At 42.7% G+C, this 18,132-nt stretch carries 19 protein-coding genes; 3 read left to right on the top strand and 16 right to left on the bottom strand.

Annotation, left to right across the window (positions count from 1 at the left end; translation table 11 throughout):
• Positions 1-166: 166 nt before the first annotated feature.
• From I2F76_RS07595 to I2F76_RS07545, 11 genes are all read right to left on the bottom strand, one after another.
• The gene (locus tag I2F76_RS07595) at positions 167-2,488 is read right to left on the bottom strand and encodes a CAP domain-containing protein (protein ID WP_195487582.1); all 2,322 of its coding nucleotides are present in this window, start codon (positions 2,486-2,488) and stop codon (positions 167-169) included.
• A gap of 416 nt (positions 2,489-2,904) precedes the next feature.
• Positions 2,905-3,621, bottom strand: a complete 717-nt coding sequence (gene trmD, locus I2F76_RS07590; protein WP_049493041.1) for a tRNA (guanosine(37)-N1)-methyltransferase TrmD — start codon at positions 3,619-3,621, stop codon at positions 2,905-2,907.
• Positions 3,611-4,129, bottom strand: coding sequence for a ribosome maturation factor RimM (rimM, locus tag I2F76_RS07585; protein ID WP_049514497.1), 519 nt, complete (start codon positions 4,127-4,129; stop codon positions 3,611-3,613). Before rimM ends, trmD begins: the two co-directional genes overlap by 11 nt.
• 53 nt (positions 4,130-4,182) lie before the next feature.
• Positions 4,183-4,515, bottom strand: coding sequence for a MazG nucleotide pyrophosphohydrolase domain-containing protein (locus tag I2F76_RS07580; protein WP_070505520.1), 333 nt, complete (start codon positions 4,513-4,515; stop codon positions 4,183-4,185).
• A 42-nt stretch (positions 4,516-4,557) separates the two neighbouring features.
• Positions 4,558-4,797, bottom strand: coding sequence for an RNA-binding protein KphA (gene kphA, locus I2F76_RS07575; protein ID WP_003001620.1), 240 nt, complete (start codon positions 4,795-4,797; stop codon positions 4,558-4,560).
• A gap of 19 nt (positions 4,798-4,816) precedes the next feature.
• Positions 4,817-5,089 (bottom strand): 30S ribosomal protein S16, encoded by a 273-nt coding sequence (gene rpsP, locus I2F76_RS07570; protein ID WP_123159150.1) that lies wholly within the window; start codon positions 5,087-5,089, stop codon positions 4,817-4,819.
• Positions 5,090-5,212: 123 nt separating this feature from the next.
• Positions 5,213-5,902, bottom strand: coding sequence for a YjjG family noncanonical pyrimidine nucleotidase (locus I2F76_RS07565; protein WP_195487581.1), 690 nt, complete (start codon positions 5,900-5,902; stop codon positions 5,213-5,215).
• The gene (locus I2F76_RS07560) at positions 5,902-6,396 is read right to left on the bottom strand and encodes a YkgJ family cysteine cluster protein (protein ID WP_195487580.1); all 495 of its coding nucleotides are present in this window, start codon (positions 6,394-6,396) and stop codon (positions 5,902-5,904) included. Before I2F76_RS07560 ends, I2F76_RS07565 begins: the two co-directional genes overlap by 1 nt.
• 84 nt (positions 6,397-6,480) lie before the next feature.
• Complete coding sequence (locus I2F76_RS07555; RefSeq protein WP_195487579.1) at positions 6,481-7,125, bottom strand: hypothetical protein; 645 nt, start codon at positions 7,123-7,125, stop codon at positions 6,481-6,483.
• Positions 7,126-7,433: 308 nt separating this feature from the next.
• Positions 7,434-9,260, bottom strand: coding sequence for a translation elongation factor 4 (gene lepA, locus I2F76_RS07550; protein ID WP_195487578.1), 1,827 nt, complete (start codon positions 9,258-9,260; stop codon positions 7,434-7,436).
• A 66-nt stretch (positions 9,261-9,326) separates the two neighbouring features.
• A complete protein-coding gene (locus tag I2F76_RS07545) occupies positions 9,327-9,764 on the bottom strand; it encodes a GNAT family N-acetyltransferase (protein WP_195487577.1) in 438 nt (145 codons plus the stop codon).
• Between the two features lie 195 nt (positions 9,765-9,959).
• Between I2F76_RS07545 and I2F76_RS07540 the strand changes: the two genes are divergently transcribed.
• The 3 genes from I2F76_RS07540 to pepT are packed head-to-tail and all read left to right on the top strand — an operon-like array spanning position 9,960 to position 12,756.
• Complete coding sequence (locus I2F76_RS07540) at positions 9,960-10,715, top strand: LexA family transcriptional regulator (RefSeq protein ID WP_195487576.1); 756 nt, start codon at positions 9,960-9,962, stop codon at positions 10,713-10,715.
• Complete coding sequence (locus I2F76_RS07535) at positions 10,712-11,533, top strand: Cof-type HAD-IIB family hydrolase (protein WP_195487575.1); 822 nt, start codon at positions 10,712-10,714, stop codon at positions 11,531-11,533. The genes I2F76_RS07540 and I2F76_RS07535 overlap by 4 nt, the downstream gene beginning before the upstream one ends.
• Positions 11,534-11,535: 2 nt before the next feature.
• Entirely contained in the window at positions 11,536-12,756 is a 1,221-nt protein-coding gene (pepT, locus tag I2F76_RS07530; RefSeq protein WP_195487574.1) for a peptidase T, read from the top strand.
• Between the two features lie 36 nt (positions 12,757-12,792).
• Here the strand turns inward: pepT and I2F76_RS07525 are convergent, their stop codons facing one another.
• The 5 genes from I2F76_RS07525 to I2F76_RS07505 form a co-directional block, all read right to left on the bottom strand.
• Complete coding sequence (locus I2F76_RS07525; protein ID WP_195487573.1) at positions 12,793-14,532, bottom strand: ATP-grasp domain-containing protein; 1,740 nt, start codon at positions 14,530-14,532, stop codon at positions 12,793-12,795.
• Entirely contained in the window at positions 14,529-15,620 is a 1,092-nt protein-coding gene (locus tag I2F76_RS07520; RefSeq protein WP_125826939.1) for a carbamoyl phosphate synthase small subunit, read from the bottom strand. The genes I2F76_RS07525 and I2F76_RS07520 overlap by 4 nt, the downstream gene beginning before the upstream one ends.
• A 124-nt stretch (positions 15,621-15,744) precedes the next feature.
• Positions 15,745-16,668 (bottom strand): aspartate carbamoyltransferase catalytic subunit, encoded by a 924-nt coding sequence (locus tag I2F76_RS07515; protein ID WP_003007497.1) that lies wholly within the window; start codon positions 16,666-16,668, stop codon positions 15,745-15,747.
• A gap of 46 nt (positions 16,669-16,714) precedes the next feature.
• Complete coding sequence (gene pyrR, locus I2F76_RS07510) at positions 16,715-17,233, bottom strand: bifunctional pyr operon transcriptional regulator/uracil phosphoribosyltransferase PyrR (protein ID WP_049523388.1); 519 nt, start codon at positions 17,231-17,233, stop codon at positions 16,715-16,717.
• A gap of 262 nt (positions 17,234-17,495) precedes the next feature.
• Positions 17,496-18,131 (bottom strand): Pr6Pr family membrane protein, encoded by a 636-nt coding sequence (locus I2F76_RS07505; protein WP_049523391.1) that lies wholly within the window; start codon positions 18,129-18,131, stop codon positions 17,496-17,498.
• Position 18,132: the final 1 nt, after the last annotated feature.

The raw sequence follows: 18,132 nt of genomic DNA, 5'->3' as shown, positions 1-18,132 counted from the left end.
TTTTATCAATTTCTATCACTTTCTTTCAAAAATTCCAAAAAAGTACAAAAAAAGAGCAGGAAAGAACTCATTTTGTTAAAAGAGTTCTTGTCCCACTCTCATAAATTTTCTTTTAAAGATTTTAAGCAATAAAGTGTCTAAGTATCCACTCTATTCTCAATATGTCTTAATCATTATTTGAAGATTGTTTCTTTTTCTTGAAACCAAACAATCCAGCAAGTAACCCAACGACTACACCTGTTGTTGCTGCTGCATATTTGGAAGAATCTGCACTTGCCACAGCTTGGCTGTTTTCTTTTTTGGGTTTGATTTCTTCTACTTTGGCTTCTTGTTTTGGAGCTGAAGTAGCTTTTGGTGCTTGTACCTGCGGACTATTGGTACTTGTTGGAAGGACTGTTGGTCTATCCGAAAAAGTGGTTGGATTGCTTGAGCGGATATCCATTGGCATATCTGCTGCTTCTAAAATAGCTGGATCCATTCGTGACGCAAGATCTTCATATTGAGAATTCAATAGTTCCACGACACTGTGATAAGATTGAAGAGTAGTGAATTCGGCTTCTAATTTTTCTTTTTTATTTTCTAAATTAGCCACCGCAGCTGATAAAACGGATTGGGCTTTGACCAATAATTCTGGAGCATTTTTAAAGTCAGAAAGACGTTTTTCAGCAGCAACCAAGCGTTCTTGCGCCGCCTTCAAGCCCTCATGCGCTTCTTGAACGACTTGGGCTTTTTCTGCTTCTTCTGCTTTTAAACCATCTAATTTCTCACGCGCAGCCGCTAACAAATCCTTCGCTTTTTGAAGGGCTGCTTCTTTTGGCTGGATAGCTGCTTCAATCCGACCTCGAGATACATCAAGAGTCGCCTTCGCCTTTTCAACCGCATGGTCCTTGCTAACAAGAAGAATTTTGTAATTTTGGATGGTCTTTTGGACATTGGCCATCTCTACTGCCACGTTTGAATTAGCATGGCGGGCATCTTCTAACTTGCCTTGCAGGATAATGATTTGAGACTCTTGATTGGCCTTGTCTAACTTGAGATTAGCGACTTCATCAGATTTCGCTTTCACATCTGATCTTGTCGTCGTTGCGCCAGCTCCCTGACGCAATTGGTAAGCGAGTGCACTGGTTGACACTGCTGAATGGACCGGACTATGTAAGAAAGCTGCTTCTGACATAGCATTGCTTGGGTCATAAGCGACTGATAAAGCTGTCGCTTTGTTGTCTACCATTTGGAGGTAGTGACCAACCTTCGCAAAGGCCTCAGCCCCAATTTTCATATAAATGTCATTGGCATCGATTTGTGTTTCGTCTGTTGGTAGACCATATTGAGCCGCTACTTCCTGATAAGCCGCTTTTTCATTGTACCAAAAGTCAACCGCACCAGCAGGTGAGAAGCCATAAGCGATGTTCTCGTTTGGCAAATACTTAAACATATGCCAGTTGGCTTTTTTGAAGTATTCCAACTGTACTTGACTGGCTGGAAGGGAATAGGGATCCAGTTCCAATTCAGGCAAGCCGGCATTGCGACGATAAGCGTTGATAGCATCAGCAATTTCAAGTGCTCGGAGGTTAGCTTGCAAGGATCCAGACTCTCCAACCGTTAAGCCGTCTTCTTCACGACCACGTTTGTAGAGGGCTAAAGCGCTCGCTGCAGCTTCATTGCCATTGTCTGCTAAGTGTTGCAAATAACCTTCATAAGTCGCTTGACTCAACTGAACTGGGCTATTGGCCGCTGCTTGTTCTAAGGCTGCCAATTCTGCTTCCTTGGTAGCGATGACCGCTTTCAAATCTGTTAGACGCGTTTGAGCCAGTTGAATGTCGTTCTCAATTTGAGCCACAGTATCTGAGCCAGTTTGCTGACTCGCTTGCAAGGTTGCAAGATGATTCTGAGATTCTCGGATACTTTGCTCGACTTGACTTTGCTCCAACAAAGCCTGGTTGAGTACATTCTCATCATTTGAAATCGGTGCTTTGGCTTGGTTCAATTCATTTTGTGCTACATCGACCAAAGATTCCTGAGCAGTAACCTGATTTTCCTGTTGACGAACAGCCTCTACGACTTGGTCATGAGCAGCTTCTGCTTCTCGAACCTTATTTTCTTCAATAGTCACATAGGCTTGAGCCACCTTGACGTCATTTTCTGCATTCTGAACTTGGGCATCCGAAGTCGTTGCGATGAGGTTTTCCGCATCCGTCACTTCTGCTTTCTTTTCTTCCAGTTCTTGTCCAGCAGCCTTGACTTCTGTTTGAGCATCGATCACTTTTTGCTCTTGGTAGTGGACATCTTTCACCACTTGGCCTTTTTGAGCTGTAATTTGCTTCAACTCATCGACTGTAATAGGCTTCTCAACCACCTCAGTGCTATTGGTTTCTGCATTTTCATTTTGCTTCACTTCTTCCGCACTAGCCTTATGATGAAACATTCCAGACAGTACCGTTGTCGCCGCAACTCCTGTCGTAAAAACCGATTTTCCTAATTTCTTTCCCATTAAACTCACCCCCAAAACTGAATCATTTTCTTGAAGTTTCTCTACCCCCTAGCATACCACATTTTGTTACCAATAACTAGTAGGTTTAAAAAGTTTTTTTCATAAAATTTTGAGGCAAAAGAAAAACAGCTAAGGCTGTTATAGAATGTAGACAAACTATTTTAAAGTAAAATAAGTTAAATGATTCTGTAAAAAAATTAAAATGAGTTTTAATTTTAATATCGATTCAGAGGAATACCGAAACTTTCCACTGTGAGAAAAGTGCCTGAAACAATAACGTTTCAGGCACTCGGAATTATTGAGACCTTAGGCTCAATAATTAGTCATGGAACTTCGTAGAAGTTCGCTGACGTCCGTACTCACCTAAGGAAAGTTTTTAATATGACTTTGTCTTCAATCTGAAACAGCTGACGCTGTTAGTCTTCTTGTTTAATTTGTTCCAACATCTTCACTTCTTCTGCTGTCAATTCGTAGTTTTCTAGCAGGTCAGGGCGACGCTCCAAGGTCTTTTTCAAACTCTGATAAAGGCGCCATTGACGGATATTTTCATGGTGCCCACTCATGAGAACATCTGGAACTGTCATTCCTCTGTATTCATAAGGCCGTGTGTATTGAGGGTATTCTAGAAGTCCAGAAGAGAAACTATCATCCTGGTGGCTAGACTCTTTGCCGATCACTTCTGGAATCAAGCGGACTGTCGCATCAATCATGGTCATGGCAGCAAGTTCCCCACCTGTCAGGACATAATCGCCAAGAGAAATCTCATCTGTCACCAAGGTCTTGATCCGCTCATCGTAGCCCTCATAGTGACCGCAGATAAAGATCAATTCATCTTCTTGAGCCAACTCTTCTGCGTAAGATTGATCAAAGGTCCGACCAGCAGGGTCCAGTAAGATCACGCGCGGATTCTTTTTCTCAATCGCATCAAAGGCATCAAAAATCGGTTGAGCTCGTAGAAGCATGCCTTGCCCGCCCCCATAGGGTTCATCATCCACATGGCGCGCCTTTTCCGCATTTTCACGGAAATTATGGTAGTTGATCTCGAGAAGACCCTTTTCACGGGCCTTTCCGACAATCGAGTGCTCCAAAGGCGAAAACATCTCTGGAAAGAGGGTTAAAATATCAATCTTCATCGTCTAACCCTTCTAAGATGTCCACATCCACTCGATTTCCTGGAATATCAATTTTGAGGACTACTGGTGGGATATAAGGCAAAAGAAGGTCTCGTTTGCCTTTACGTTTCACCACCCAGACATCATTGGCACCTGGTTGCAGGATCTCCTTGATCTGACCGATCAGTTGGTCATTTTCGTATACATCAAGGCCGATGATCTCATGGTAATAAAACTCGCCATCCTCCAAATCCGTCAAGTCTTCCTCAGCAACTTTGAGGCTAAAACCCTTGAACTTTTCGATAGCATTGATATGGTACATATCCTTAAACTTGATGATATCAAAGTTCTTGTGCTTGCGGTGACTAGCAATTGTCACCGTTTGGACAAAACGATCCTTTTCATCAAAGAGAGCCAACTCTGCTCCTTTTTTAAAGCGCTCTTCCGCAAAGTCTGTCACAGACAAGACCCGCATCTCTCCTTGTAAGCCTTGGGTATTGACAATTTTCCCAACATTAAAGTAATTCATGATTTCTCCAGTGTAGTTTATTCACTCTATTTTATCACGTTCAAGGGATTTTCTCAAATACTCTTTTCTGCTAGAAACTGCTCCAAATCCTTCTCGTGCTGGTATTTGACAGCTGCTGTTTTATCCTTTTCAAAGATGGTTTTAGTGAGATCGATGTCATTGATAGCTGCGATAGCGACTGTATAGTGAATGATATCAGCCAGTTCTTTGGCCAATTCCTCATTTGAGTCCTGAACCCCTTCTTTTCGTCCAGAACGACCATTTAAGACCTCGGCAACTTCCCCAACTTCTTCGACGAGCTTGATAAACAGACCTTCTTCCGTACGACTGTCTTTGTAATGTTCTTTTAAATAGGCTTGTAATTGCCGAATGGTCACTTCTTTCATAGCTTCTCCTTGTAACAAAAAAACGGGACAGAGTCCCGCCTTTTATTTTTCGTCAATAACGATTCTTACTTTTTTATCTTCAGTTGGGACAGAGTAGACAATCGTTCTTATCGCAGAAATGGTGCGACCTTTCCGACCGATCACTCGACCAACATCGCTAGGATCAAGGTCAAGGTGGTACTCCAAGAATTCAGGAGTATCTTCGATCTTGATGGTTAAGGCATCCGGTTGTGAAATCAAAGGTTTCACAATTGCAATAATAAGATTTTCAATCGTATCCATACATCAACCTACTTTTTGATTATTTTGAGAATTTAGAATCGTGGAATTTTTTCAAGACACCTTCTTTTGAAAGGATGTTGCGAACTGTATCTGAAGGTTGAGCTCCATTAGCCAACCATGCAAGAACGCGGTCTTCTTTCAAAGTTACTTGGTTTTCTTCAACAAGTGGATTGTAAGTTCCAACTGTTTCGATGAAACGACCATCACGTGGTGAACGTGAATCTGCTACGTTGATACGGTAGTAAGGTTTTTTCTTAGAACCCATACGAGTCAAACGAATTTTAACTGCCATTTTTATAAGTCTCTTTTCTATATTTTAATTTTCGGTGAAATAGACAAGCTATTTAGCACATGATCTATTATAACACATTTCATCAACCTGTCAAGAAAAAAACTTGACAGTGTTTAAAATTTTTTAATTAAGCAGTAAATCGGCGATTTCTTGATAGGTGCTAACTTCATAAGTTGGCACCACTTGGCTGGTATTTTCCTTGTGATCTGGATTATACCAGACGGTATCAATCCCCGCAGCATTTCCTCCTGCGATATCCGCCGTCAAGGAATCACCGATCATGAGGGTCTCTTCCTTGCTAAAACCTGGAATCAGTTGGCCAACTTTGTCCAAAAATGCAGGTTCTGGTTTCTGAGTATGAAGCTGCTCAGAGATAAAGACCTCTTTGAAATAAGAAGCAATTGTAGAATGAGCCAAGCGTCCTTCTTGAATGGCAGTCACTCCGTTCGTTGCACCATAGAGCTGGTAACCTGCTTTTTCAAGTCGAGCCAGTAAGTCCTCAGCACCGGGGAAAGACTGCCCTTGAAGACTGATGTAATCTTGGTAGTGAAGAGCCATCTCAGCCCCATCAACAGAAATCCCAAAGTGGGCAAACCCAATCGCAAACCGACTATCCACTAGTTCTTGCTTGGTCAATTTCTTTTGTTCCAAATCCTTCCAAAGACCTTGGTTCATGGGTTTGTAGTAATCCTTAAAGGCCTGTACATCTGGAAAATTCATGTCTTCTAACATCTGCGTCAAGGCTGTTTCTTCAGCAGATTCAAAGTCCAACAAGGTATGGTCCAAATCAAAAAGTAAAAATGTATATGCCATTACAAACGATCCTTCAATTTTTCTACAAATAAATAAGCTGCTGGGCAGGTGAGGGTATTCTTGGTGGTCAGATGGTTGATCTGATAAATCTTCTTGCGATCGGTGTGAGGGAATTCCCGACAAGCTTTTGGGCGTACATCATAAATGAAACAGAGATTGTCCCCACCAAGAAAGGGGCAAGGCATGGATTTAAAAACCTTGTCCCCATCTTCGTCAACTTGAAGAAATTCTGCCTCAAAGGCAGGAAGCTTCATCTTGAAATATTTGGCGATCCGCGTGATATCCGCTTCCTTAAAATCGGGCCCTAAGGTTTTGCAGCAATTAGCACAAGCCGTACAGTCGATTTCTTGGAAAACTTCATCGTGGATTTCCTGAGCTATTTTATCTAAATTCTTAGGTGGCTTCTTCTTGAGATTTGCCAATACCTTGCGGTGCTCCTTTTGCTTTTGGAGAGCTAACTGATGGTATTTTTCAATATCAATTTCCTGTGTCATCCTCTATTTCCTCTTCTAAACAATAGAAGCATTATACCACAAAGAACGTGAAAAAAGATAGATCCTGCGATCTATCTCACTTCATCAATCCGTTACAGCGCCTGTTCCATCTAGGCTCCAAGTGTTTTCGATGTATGGGATAAAGGTTTTCAAGGTTTCTGCATCCCCTTCAAAAGAAATGGTATAAACTTTTTCACCCTTCTGAAAAATCCAAGTAATCAAATATTGACCGGATTTCATGATGATTTGAAGCTGGTAGGCGTCCAGTCCTGCGACTTTAGTCCGCGCTCCCGTCATCTTCCCAACATCCTGGTTATCTTGCCACATTACAGCCAGTTTCTTGGCTAGAAATTCAGCATTAAACTCGATATCCGCAGGAACTTTGGCCTTTTCCCGCGTAAAGCTGTTCAAGGTGACAATATTATAGCCACTGCCATCTGTATATTGGACAGCTTCTGTCCCATCGATATCCGTGAACTTGATCCATTTACTTGGAATATCGATGTAACCATAATCTGCATTTCCAATCCGCTTGGTTTCTTGACTGGAAGTGGTTTTCTTTGTAGAAGAAGTATCCTTTGACGAAGAGCTGCTTGTTTGCTTTTCGACTTTACTGCTACTTTCTTTTGTAGAAGAAGCTGCTGTGTCCTTTTGAGTGGTGTGACTACAAGCCATGAGTGTGCAGGTAGAAAGAATCGTTAGTGATGCGGTCAATAATTTGTGTTTCATGCTCAACCTCCTTGAGAACGTTTTCTTTCTTCTAGTCTACCATGAAAGTGGGTATTTTAAAATAGGATAAGTGTCACATCTGATCCAACCTTTCTAATTCAGTCTATTTCTTTTGAACATAAAACAAAAGGCTGTGACAAAAGTCCTAGCCTCTCAATTATTTTTGGATTGTCGAGCAAGACGCAGTGGTTGAGTGGGCTCTAATACGCTGATTTCATCAGCTTTTACAGCCCTACTCAACTGTGCGGAGGTGGGACGACGAAATCGAATTCTAACGAATTACCGATTTCTGTCCCACTCTCTAAATGTTATTCTTCATCCATTGACAAGACAGATAAGAAGGCTTCCTGTGGTACTTCTACAGATCCGATGGACTTCATCCGTTTCTTACCAGCTTTTTGTTTTTCAAGAAGCTTGCGTTTCCGTGAGACGTCCCCACCATAACACTTGGCCAAGACGTTCTTACGAAGGGCCTTGATATCTGTACGGGCCACGATCTTATGACCGATGGCTGCTTGGATAGGCACTTCAAACTGTTGACGAGGGATAATCTTCTTGAGTTTCTCAACAATCAACTTACCACGCTCATAGGCAAAGTCCTTGTGAACGATAAAACTGAGGGCATCGACGGTATCGCCATTGAGAAGGATATCCATTTTAACCAATTTAGATGGACGGTATTCAGACAACTCATAGTCAAAGCTAGCATAGCCACGAGTAGAAGATTTCAATTTATCAAAGAAATCAAAGACAATTTCCGCCAGTGGGATTTGATAGATGACATTCACCCGATTTTCATCGATGTAGTCCATGGTCACAAAATCACCGCGTTTCCGTTGAGCCAATTCCATCACAGCCCCGACAAACTCTTGTGGCACCATGATTTGTGCTTTGACATACGGTTCTTCGATCGATGCGATCTTGGTTGGATCTGGAAACTCAGAAGGGTTTGAGACATCCAGTGCTTCTCCATCTGTCAAATTGACCTTGTAGATTACAGACGGCGCTGTCATGATCAAGTCAATGTTGAACTCGCGCTCCAAGCGCTCTTGGATAACGTCCATATGAAGAAGTCCCAAGAAACCACAACGGAAACCAAAACCAAGGGCTTGAGACGTTTCGGGTTCAAATTGAAGACTAGCGTCATTCAATTGCAATTTTTCCAAGGCTTCCCGAAGATCATTGTATTTGTTAGATTCAATTGGGTAAAGACCGGCAAAGACCATTGGATTCATTTGCTTGTATCCATGAAGTGGCTCACTTGCTGGATTGGTCGCTAGAGTCACCGTATCCCCGACGCGGGTATCCGCAACGGTCTTGATAGAGGCCGCAATATAGCCAACGTCTCCAGTAGCAAGAAAATCACGTCCAACTGCTTTAGGAGTAAAGATCCCAACTTCTGTGACATCAAAGGTCTTGCCATTGCTCATGAGCTGGATCTTATCGCCTGGTTTAACCATTCCATTGACCACTCGGACCTGAAGGATTACCCCACGATAGGCATCATAAACGGAGTCAAAGATCAAGGCTTGAAGAGGGGCTTCAACATCACCCGTCGGTGCTGGAACTTTCTCAACGATCTGCTCCAAAATCTCTTCAATCCCAATACCAGCCTTGGCAGAGGCTAGGACTGCCTCGCTAGCATCCAAGCCGATGACATCTTCTACTTCTGTGCGCACCCGTTCTGGATCTGCAGCTGGCAAGTCGATTTTATTGATAACTGGCAGGATTTCTAAATCATTGTCCAAAGCAAGGTAGACATTGGCTAGTGTCTGAGCTTCAATCCCTTGAGCGGCATCTACTACGAGAATGGCCCCCTCACAGGCAGCGAGCGACCGCGAAACCTCATAGGTAAAGTCCACATGTCCTGGTGTGTCAATCAAGTGGAAGATATAGGTTTCCCCATCTTTAGCCGTGTAGTTCAACTCGATGGCATTAAGCTTGATGGTAATCCCACGTTCCCGTTCCAGGTCCATGCTATCTAGGAGTTGGGCTTGCATCTCCCGACTAGACACGGTTTCGGTTTTTTCTAAGATTCGATCGGCCAAGGTTGACTTTCCATGGTCAATATGGGCGATGATCGAGAAGTTCCGAATCTTCTCTTGTCGTTTTTTTAATTCTTCAAAATTTGGCATAATCATCTTCCTAGTAAATTTAATCGTACTCTTCATTATAACAAAAAAGATAGGCCTTTGCCTATCTTAATTCATTATTTTCAAAAATCGCTTCTGCGTTTTGTTTCCCTCATATCCTATTCGTTCGTAAAAGTGATGAGCTTCTTTTCGATGAGATGCAGAATTTAAACGGATAAAAGCATAATGCTTGCTTTTGGCAAGTTCTTCAACTCGCTCCATCAATTGGCGACCGATCCCACGTCCTTGTGCAGATGGAAAAACCGCAAGACCCAAAATATTTAAACCAGCATCACTATAGAGGCTTTCATAGACTTCCGCTTCCACATAACCAAGAATATTTCCTGTTTGGTCCTCTTCATAAACAAAGCAAAAATGATCCGAATCTGGCGAATTAAATTTATCGATCTGAGCTGCCACTTTCTCAAGGGTTGAATCATACCCCAATGCTTGGTGACATAAATCTCTAATTTGACCTGCATCTTTGACTTGAACAGTACGAATCATAGCTCCACCTCCATGAACTCTTTGGTATAATCTTAGACCTTTTTCCTCAAAAAGTAAAGGAATATCTGATAAAATTTAGAAAGAAAATCCGATTTAGATCAAATTCATCTTTTTTCGCATTTCTCAGGGATTTCTATTTACTTTTTCGATTTAATTCATTATAATAGTAAGGGTAAATACAAGGAGGTGAGTACGTTGGCCAGAGGTCGTGGAAAAGCAAGCCCTCAAGACAAAGAGGCATTACGGATTATATCGGAAAAGATCAGAGAATTACTGAAAGAACAAGGAAAAAAGCAGATCGAATTATCTCGTATTACTGGAATTCCTGCAAGTACCTTGACTGGATATGTAAAAGGAACTTCTCTTCCCGTTCCCGAAAATTTAGAGAAGATTGCAGCCTTTTTCCAGGTAGCAGTTGCTGATATTGACCCTCGATTGCGCAATGATTTTGTGGTCATTGATTCAGAGATTGAACGATTATATAAACAGCTCGATGAAGGAAATCAAGAAAATCTTCTCTCTTATGGAAAAAGTCTCTTGACCCATCAAAAAGAAAGACAGAAGATTGAAAAGCAATACCACTCTTATTCTGTCTATGATTCTTTTGCAGCTTACCAAAATAAGAAGCAAGCTGATATCGTCTGGTTTGATCAAAAGATTCCTTACGATTTGGCTTTTTGGATTCATACAGATTCCCTCGAGCCTAAATACGAAAAAGGGGCTGTTGTGTTAATCAAGCAAACCTATTATGATCAGGCAGGGGCTATTTATGCCATTGATTTTGATGGACAAACGTTGATCAAACGGGTATTTCGTGAGGCCAACGGTATTCGACTGGTTTCCCTCAATAAGAAATATAGTGATCAAATCATTCCACTAGATGAGGAACCTGGGGTGATTGGAAAAGTGATTGATGGCTTTGTTCCTCTTGATTTGGAGGAAATCAAATGATTAAATTAATTGCGATTGACTTGGACGGAACTCTTTTGCATGAGGATAAGACTCTATCTAAAGGCAATATTGAAGCTCTTCACCGAGCCCATGAAGCCGGCTATGACATTGTGATCTGTACGGGGCGCCCCTTAGCAGGGGTACGGCCCATCTTTGAAGAGATTGGACTCCCTGATGGCAACTACTATATGATTATCAATAACGGGTGTACAACCTTGTCGACTCAGAATTGGGAAATCATTGGCAAGGAAGAATTGATCCTTGAGGACATGCACCGGTTGCAAGTTTTGACGGAAGATACAGACGTCCAGCTAACCTTATTTGATATGGATCACTACCTAGTGGTTGCACCTGAAGCCAGTGAACTTGTCACGATGGATGCGGGTATTGTTAATAGTAAACCGACACCTGTCTCAGAAGAAGATCTGCCCAACCTTGTTCCTATTTTTCAAGCCATGTATGTAGGAGATCCTTCTGCTATCGATGACTTCCAAGCTCAGAACGAGGCTGTATTAGAGGCCGATTTTAACACTGTACGTTCACAGGATATCTTATTTGAAATCCTTCCAAAAGGAGCGAGCAAGGCTTCTGCTCTTCAAGCATTAAGCCAAACATTAGGCTATAGCAGAGACCAGGTCATGGCTCTTGGAGATGCCAATAATGACCTTGAAATGCTACGTTTTGCTGGTTACAGCGTCGCTATGGGAAATGGTAATGCTGCTGTCAAGGAAATCGCTGACTTCATCACCCTGACTAATGATGAGGATGGCGTGGCCCATGCTATTCACAAATTAATTGAAACTGAAAAAGGAGAATGATCATGAAATACCCAAATTTGTTGGACCGTTTTATTACCTATGTAAAGGTTAACACACGTTCAGACGAAAATTCTACAACCACTCCAAGTACCCAATCACAAGTTGATTTTGCAACAAACGTCTTGATCCCTGAAATGAAACGCGTGGGTCTTCAAAACGTCTACTATTTGCCAAACGGCTATGCTATTGGGACACTTCCAGCTAATGATCCAAGCTTTACACGCAAGATTGGATTTATCTCTCACATGGATACCGCTGACTTCAATGCCGAAAATGTCAATCCACAAATCGTTGAGAATTATGATGGGGGTGTCATTGCCCTTGGTGACTCTGGTTTCACACTCGATCCAGCGGATTTTGCTCATTTGAACAACTACAAGGGACAAACCTTGATCACAACGGATGGTACTACTCTTCTGGGGGCAGACGATAAGTCAGGTATCGCTGAAATCATGACAGCTATTGAATACCTGACAGCTCATCCTGAAATCAAACATGGAGAAATCCGTGTCGGCTTTGGTCCAGATGAAGAAATTGGAGTCGGCGCAGATCAATTTGATGCAGAGGATTTTGACGTAGACTTTGCCTATACTGTCGATGGTGGTCCTCTTGGAGAGCTTCAATACGAAACCTTTTCAGCAGCTGGGGCTGAAATTACCTTCAAAGGACGCAATGTCCACCCAGGTACTGCCAAAGTTCAAATGATCAACGCTCTTCAATTGGCCATTGATTTCCATAACAAACTCCCTGAAGGAGCACGTCCAGAATTAACCGAAGGTTATGAAGGCTTCTACCACTTGATGAATATTGATGGAACTGTCGAGGAAGCAAGTGCCAGCTACATCATTCGGGACTTTGAAACTGAAAGCTTTGAGAAACGCAAAGACCTTATGAAATCTATTGCCGATCAGATGAATGCGGAGCTCGGTAGCGAACGCGTTCTCCTCACCCTCAAAGATCAGTATTACAACATGAAGCAAGTGATTGAAAAAGATATGACACCAATCACCCTTGCTAAGGAAGTCATGGAAGATCTTGGAATCACTCCAATCATTGAACCTATTCGCGGTGGTACAGATGGATCTAAAATTTCCTTTATGGGGATTCCAACACCAAATATCTTTGCCGGTGGTGAAAATATGCATGGTCGCTTTGAATACGTAAGCCTCCAAACCATGGAACGCGCAGTTGATACCATTATCGGTATTTTGACCAAAAAATAAGAAACAAAAAGGATTCGGATTGATTGTCCGGATCCTTTATTGTAGATTAGAAAGCTTGACAATTTCTTTGACCTGATCAATGGTCTGAATCAGGCGAAGGCTTGTCTCATTGATAGAAAGATAATAGACTTTATCTGCCAAAGATTCTGTAAAAGGACGATTCGTGAGTAAGATCACCTGTTGTCCTTTTTCTTTCAGCTCTTTCACCTGCTTTCTCACCTTTTGGTAAAAACGCTCATCGCAGATTTCTAGATCATCCACCAAGACACAAGCAGCGTCCAAACCCAATGATTCATTGGTTCCGTTTTGGGTCAGATAATAGGATGCGCCCGCTTTGACCTCATATAAGCCAGCTGATGGCTCAACCGGAAGGAAGGCTGGACCGGTTGCAACTTCTGCTTCTTTTTCCATTGCTACAAGATTGGCTAGGACCTGCAAATAGACAGGTGCTAATTTACTCAAATCCAAGAGTTCCTCAAACTCAAAACCACGTTTCAAAGCTTCTAAGATATAGAAGAGCCGGTGGGGCATATGACGAGCAATTTTCTGGATTAATTCATCATCGCTCATTTCTTCAGGAAAAACGGTCAGCAAGTACTTATCTTTAATGGTTTCTAGAGCTTGTTGATAAGCTTCATCGATTCTCTTCCCAAACCCATAAACTGCCCCATAAGAGTGAATTTGGGTATTGAGGCGGGCATTTTTAGCAGCATCAGAAAAAATCGGAATCTTAAAGAAGATATAGTCCAAACTCGGTTCGTAAACGGCCTTTAGATCTTTTAATAGGGGATGAGGCAAATGCTCGAGAGATCGCCCTAATTGTAGCTGTACTCCTTGCTCAAACAAGGAATAGCCCAAGCCCATAGAGGCCATCGAGATACTATCTGAAGCAAATGGATTAACTTCTAGGATATAAAAAGCATAGCTGGTCGGATCCAATGCAAACTTGATGGAAATAGCTCCTGTCAGTTTCAAATAGCGACTGATGTGGATTGCTGCTTCTCGAAGATTTTGAAACTCCCGGTCAGTCAGGGTGACCGCTGGCATAAATTGATAAGAGTCACTAGAGTGGATCCCGACAGGATCAATGCTTTCAATAGAGGCCGCCAAGTAATGATTGTCTTCGCGATCCCGCATGACCACAAAATCCAGTTCCTTAAAGCCATAGGTCGAAAATTCTAGCAAACACTGCTGACTTGGAGAGACGGCAAGTCCCGTTTCCACAGCTTCACACAAGTCATCTAGGTTATGGGCAATCTTTCGACCCTGACCTTGCTTGCTCGCTACCGGCCAGATCATAATGGGAAATTGAATGCCTTCAGAAAACTCAATGGCTTCTCGAACAGAACCAACCAGTGCGGAAGCGGGTACCTGATAGCCCAACTCTTGAAAGAGGCGTCGTTGATCCGCCTGCTGATAAAAGGTCCGGTAGCGTTGGAGGCTCGGTCCGATAATCCTAATCGATGCGTCTTTGAAAAATCCAGTTTCTTCCAAACGAAACAAGAGGTTCAAAATCTGTTTGTCCGCAAAGGCTAAGAGCAAGCGAGATCCAGTATAAGAAAGAAGAGTCGTCCTAAAAGCATCCAGCTTGAGCTTACTGACTACAACCTGTTCTCCAACTTCCTGTGTGATAGCATTTTCCTCGCCCAAGTAAAGGACAAGAGCATTCCCATCCTTGACATTGAGTTTTTGTGCTTCATTTACCGCAGCCAAAAGGCTAATATCCTGATAAGAATCTCCACACAGGAGAAGCAATTTCTGGTTTTGTTTCATCATTCCTTCTCCCTTCTACTTTCGTGAATTTTGGCATCAATCACCTCTAAAAATTCATCGTAAAAATAGAGATTTTCTCTTGGACCTGGGCTAGCATCTACTTGGAATTGAACCCCTAAAATTGGTTGGTAACGATGACGAAAAGCTTCAATACTATGGTCATTGACATTTTCATGTGTGACCAATAAATCATGGGGCAGACTGTCCCTCGCTATACTATACAAGTGATTTTGACTAGTTATCTCGATTTTTCCTGTCGCAATTTCACGCACAGGTATGTTCAAGCCGAAATGTCCGACTTCCATAGGGGCCAGCTCAGCGCCGTAAGCTTGTGCCAACAACTGAGCTCCCAAGCCCATACCCCAGATCGGAATCTGACCATTGAGCTTTTTGATCAAGCGGCAGAGTTTTTTCACCTGATGGGGATCGCCTGGCCCACTGGATAAAATAACCCCATCTGGTTGCTGCTCCATCAGTTCATCATAAGAGATATCATAGGGATAAACTGTCACATTACAATCCCTTTGGCTCAGCTGGCGTAAGACAGAGTGCTTGACCCCTAGATCAATCAAGGCAATGCTCTTTCCAAAACCAGGTACAGCATAGGCTGTTTTTGTCGAGACTTGACGCACTTGGTCTTTTGGAAGGACTGTCGCTCGCAACTGATCCAAGATATGCTCGATCGAATCCCCCTTGTTAATAACAGTTGCCTTCATCCGTCCATACTTGCGGACAATTTTTGCCACCTGGCGGGTATCAATCCCTACAATACCAGGGATTTTTTTTCGCTTCAAGAATTCATCCAAGGTCATCTGCTGCCGCCAATTGCTCGGCATCTCCACCAGATGCTGAACCACTACTGCCAGACAAGTGGGTGTAATGGATTCAGAATCATCCCGATTGATCCCTGCTGCGCCAATAACCGGGAAGGTAAAGGAGAGAATCTGGCCACTAAAAGCCTGATCCGTTAGCAATTCTTGATAACCTGTCATGGCTGTGGTAAAGACCAACTCACCAGTCACATATAGGTCTGCACCAAAGGCTTCTCCTTCAAATACAGTCCCATCCTCTAGGACCAATAATCGTTTCATCGAACCCCTCCCTTCTTTTACACTAATCCAATTTTATCATAGTTCCTCAAAAAAAGGAAAGTCAGATTCCATGTAGCTCTCTACTCTGTCCTCTTTCTTTCCTTTCAATAAATTGTCAGTTATCTTATTTTGCTCCGCGACCTTTAAGGACGGCTTCAATGATGGCCATACGGACAAAGACACCATTTGTCATTTGTTCTACGATACGTGATTTTGGTGCTTCTACCAAGTGGTCCGCAATTTCAACGTCACGGTTGACTGGTGCTGGGTGCATCAAGATCGCAGTATCTTTCATACGGTCATAACGTTCTTGTGTCAAACCGTGAAGACGGTGGTAGTTTTCTTTAGAGAAGAGTGATTCGTAATCATGACGTTCGTGTTGCACACGCAAGAACATCATCACATCTACTTCTTCAATGACTTCATCGATAGTGACGAAGGTTCCATAGTCTTCAAATTCCGCACTTCTCCATTCGTCTGGACCTGCAAAGTAGAGGGTTGCTCCCAAACGTTTCAAGATTTGCATATTTGATTTTGCCACACGTGAATGATCCAAGTCCCCAGCGATACAAACTTTCAAGCCATCAAAGTGACCGAATTCTTGGTAAATGGTCATCAAATCAAGCAAGCTTTGGCTTGGGTGTTGACCTGAACCGTCTCCACCATTGACGATAGAGGCTGTGATCGTTGGGCTTTCAACCAATTCTTTGTAGTAGTCCACTTCAGGATGACGGATGACACAGACATCTACTCCAAGAGCTGACATGGTCAAGATGGTATCGTAAAGTGTTTCCCCTTTGTTCACAGAGCTTGTCTTCACATCAAAGTCAAGGAGATCACATCCCAATTTCAACTCTGCCACTTCAAAGGCTTTGTGGGTACGAGTTGAAGGTTCAAAGAAAAGGTTTGAGATGATGTGTTGGTCTTCGTAGGATGCTTTAGCTCCGTTTTTGAACTCAATCCCACGTTTGATCAATGCCATTACTTCTTCATTGGTAAGAGTTTCCATTGAGACAAGGTTTTTAAGAGCGATTTGATTTTCAGACATGTTGATTCTCCTTTTATAATGTGAATGCAAATAGTTTACAATTTATTTAAGCTTCTCTGATGAGGACGCGGTCTTGACCGTCTAGCTCCACCATCTCGACAATGATTTCCTCTGACTTACTTGTCGGGATATTTTTCCCAACAAAGTCCGGACGAATCGGCAACTCCCGATGCCCACGGTCGACTAGAACCGCAAGACTCACTCGAGCAGGACGACCGTGACTGACCAAATTGTCAATGGCAGCGCGTATCGTGCGACCTGTATAGAGGACATCATCGATCAAAATGACTTCTCTATGAGCGATATCAACTGGTAAGACCGTTGTATCCTCAGTCGCCTTCATGTCATCTCGGAAAGGCTTGGTATCTAGTTCTGCTACAGGGACATCGATTTGTTCCAGCTGAGAGAGGCGTTCTTGGATCCGGCGAGCGATGTAAACACCACGCGTCTTGATCCCCACCAGCACAATCTGGCTCAAATCTTTGTTTCGTTCAATGATTTCGTAGGTGATCCGGGTAATGGCCCGTTTCATCGTCAAATCATCAACGACTTCTTTGGTTTTCATTCAGTCCTCCTTAATTGTAAAAGAAAAACCTCCTTTTTCAAGGAGGTTCAGCAAATGAATGGTCTAAGAGGATAGAGTCTCGCCCTATGGTCCTAGCCATTGTTTTTCACAGTCTCCTTGCCTGCCTCACGGGACAGGATTAAAGGATTTATTTAATTGAGATAACTATATCACAGTTTCAAACGACATGCAAGAAAAAACTCAACATTTTTCAAAAAAATTTAAAAACATGACTTTACGTCCGAATAATGTTCGGTTTTTACTAAGAAGCAGCCGATTTCCGCTTGATATTTTTCATCCCATAGAGCACATAGCCAGCTAAGAGGTAAGCGATAAAAATGATCACCACCCATTTGCCCACAAAGGCCCAGCCGTATTTATTAACATTGATAAAGAAATAGGCAAAGGGACTATCTTTTGCACCTGGAATCGGCCACTTCAAGACCAACCCATTGAGAAGGGCAAAGAGCATGTAAGCCAGTGGAATCGAGGTCCAAAGGAAGGGATCGAACTTACGGTATTGCTTGGCTTTATCAATCACTAGAGTATCAAAGAAGAACATCAAAGGAACGATGTAATGACAAAGGAAGTTTTCCAAACGATAAAACTTCTCTGGTGTCGCAAGAGGCGCCAACATAAAGTGGTAGATGACACAAGTGATCATAATGGACATGGTAACTGCGCCTTTCATGCGAAGGTAGCCCTGAGTCTGGGTCGAACGCCCTCGAAGCATGCGCCAAACCATGTCTCCCATAAAGAACATGACCAACATGTTAGATAAAATGGTGTAATAGAGCATCATGCCAAAGCCACCATGCTTGGTCAGTTGCAGATAAACGCCAAGTACACTCAAAATAAACAATAGAAAACGATAGCTAAATAATAGTTTGAATTTCATA

Source organism: Streptococcus parasanguinis (assembly GCF_015557775.1).
Taxonomy (GTDB): Bacteria; Bacillota; Bacilli; order Lactobacillales; family Streptococcaceae; genus Streptococcus; species Streptococcus parasanguinis_AA.
This window is presented reverse-complemented; position numbering and strand designations above follow the sequence as displayed.

Coding starts and splice junctions, on each gene's coding strand:
- kphA (WP_003001620.1), bottom strand. CDS start 4,797: ATGGATACGATTGAAAATCTTATTATTGCAATTGTGAAACCTTTGATT.
- I2F76_RS07525 (WP_195487573.1), bottom strand. CDS start 14,532: ATGATGAAACAAAACCAGAAATTGCTTCTCCTGTGTGGAGATTCTTAT.
- I2F76_RS07535 (WP_195487575.1), top strand. CDS start 10,712: ATGATTAAATTAATTGCGATTGACTTGGACGGAACTCTTTTGCATGAG.
- pepT (WP_195487574.1), top strand. CDS start 11,536: ATGAAATACCCAAATTTGTTGGACCGTTTTATTACCTATGTAAAGGTT.
- pyrR (WP_049523388.1), bottom strand. CDS start 17,233: ATGAAAACCAAAGAAGTCGTTGATGATTTGACGATGAAACGGGCCATT.
- I2F76_RS07505 (WP_049523391.1), bottom strand. CDS start 18,131: ATGAAATTCAAACTATTATTTAGCTATCGTTTTCTATTGTTTATTTTG.
- I2F76_RS07520 (WP_125826939.1), bottom strand. CDS start 15,620: ATGAAACGATTATTGGTCCTAGAGGATGGGACTGTATTTGAAGGAGAA.
- trmD (WP_049493041.1), bottom strand. CDS start 3,621: ATGAAGATTGATATTTTAACCCTCTTTCCAGAGATGTTTTCGCCTTTG.
- rpsP (WP_123159150.1), bottom strand. CDS start 5,089: ATGGCAGTTAAAATTCGTTTGACTCGTATGGGTTCTAAGAAAAAACCT.
- I2F76_RS07565 (WP_195487581.1), bottom strand. CDS start 5,902: ATGGCATATACATTTTTACTTTTTGATTTGGACCATACCTTGTTGGAC.
- I2F76_RS07595 (WP_195487582.1), bottom strand. CDS start 2,488: ATGGGAAAGAAATTAGGAAAATCGGTTTTTACGACAGGAGTTGCGGCG.
- I2F76_RS07555 (WP_195487579.1), bottom strand. CDS start 7,125: ATGAAACACAAATTATTGACCGCATCACTAACGATTCTTTCTACCTGC.
- I2F76_RS07580 (WP_070505520.1), bottom strand. CDS start 4,515: ATGAAAGAAGTGACCATTCGGCAATTACAAGCCTATTTAAAAGAACAT.
- rimM (WP_049514497.1), bottom strand. CDS start 4,129: ATGAATTACTTTAATGTTGGGAAAATTGTCAATACCCAAGGCTTACAA.
- I2F76_RS07545 (WP_195487577.1), bottom strand. CDS start 9,764: ATGATTCGTACTGTTCAAGTCAAAGATGCAGGTCAAATTAGAGATTTA.
- I2F76_RS07560 (WP_195487580.1), bottom strand. CDS start 6,396: ATGACACAGGAAATTGATATTGAAAAATACCATCAGTTAGCTCTCCAA.
- lepA (WP_195487578.1), bottom strand. CDS start 9,260: ATGCCAAATTTTGAAGAATTAAAAAAACGACAAGAGAAGATTCGGAAC.
- I2F76_RS07515 (WP_003007497.1), bottom strand. CDS start 16,668: ATGTCTGAAAATCAAATCGCTCTTAAAAACCTTGTCTCAATGGAAACT.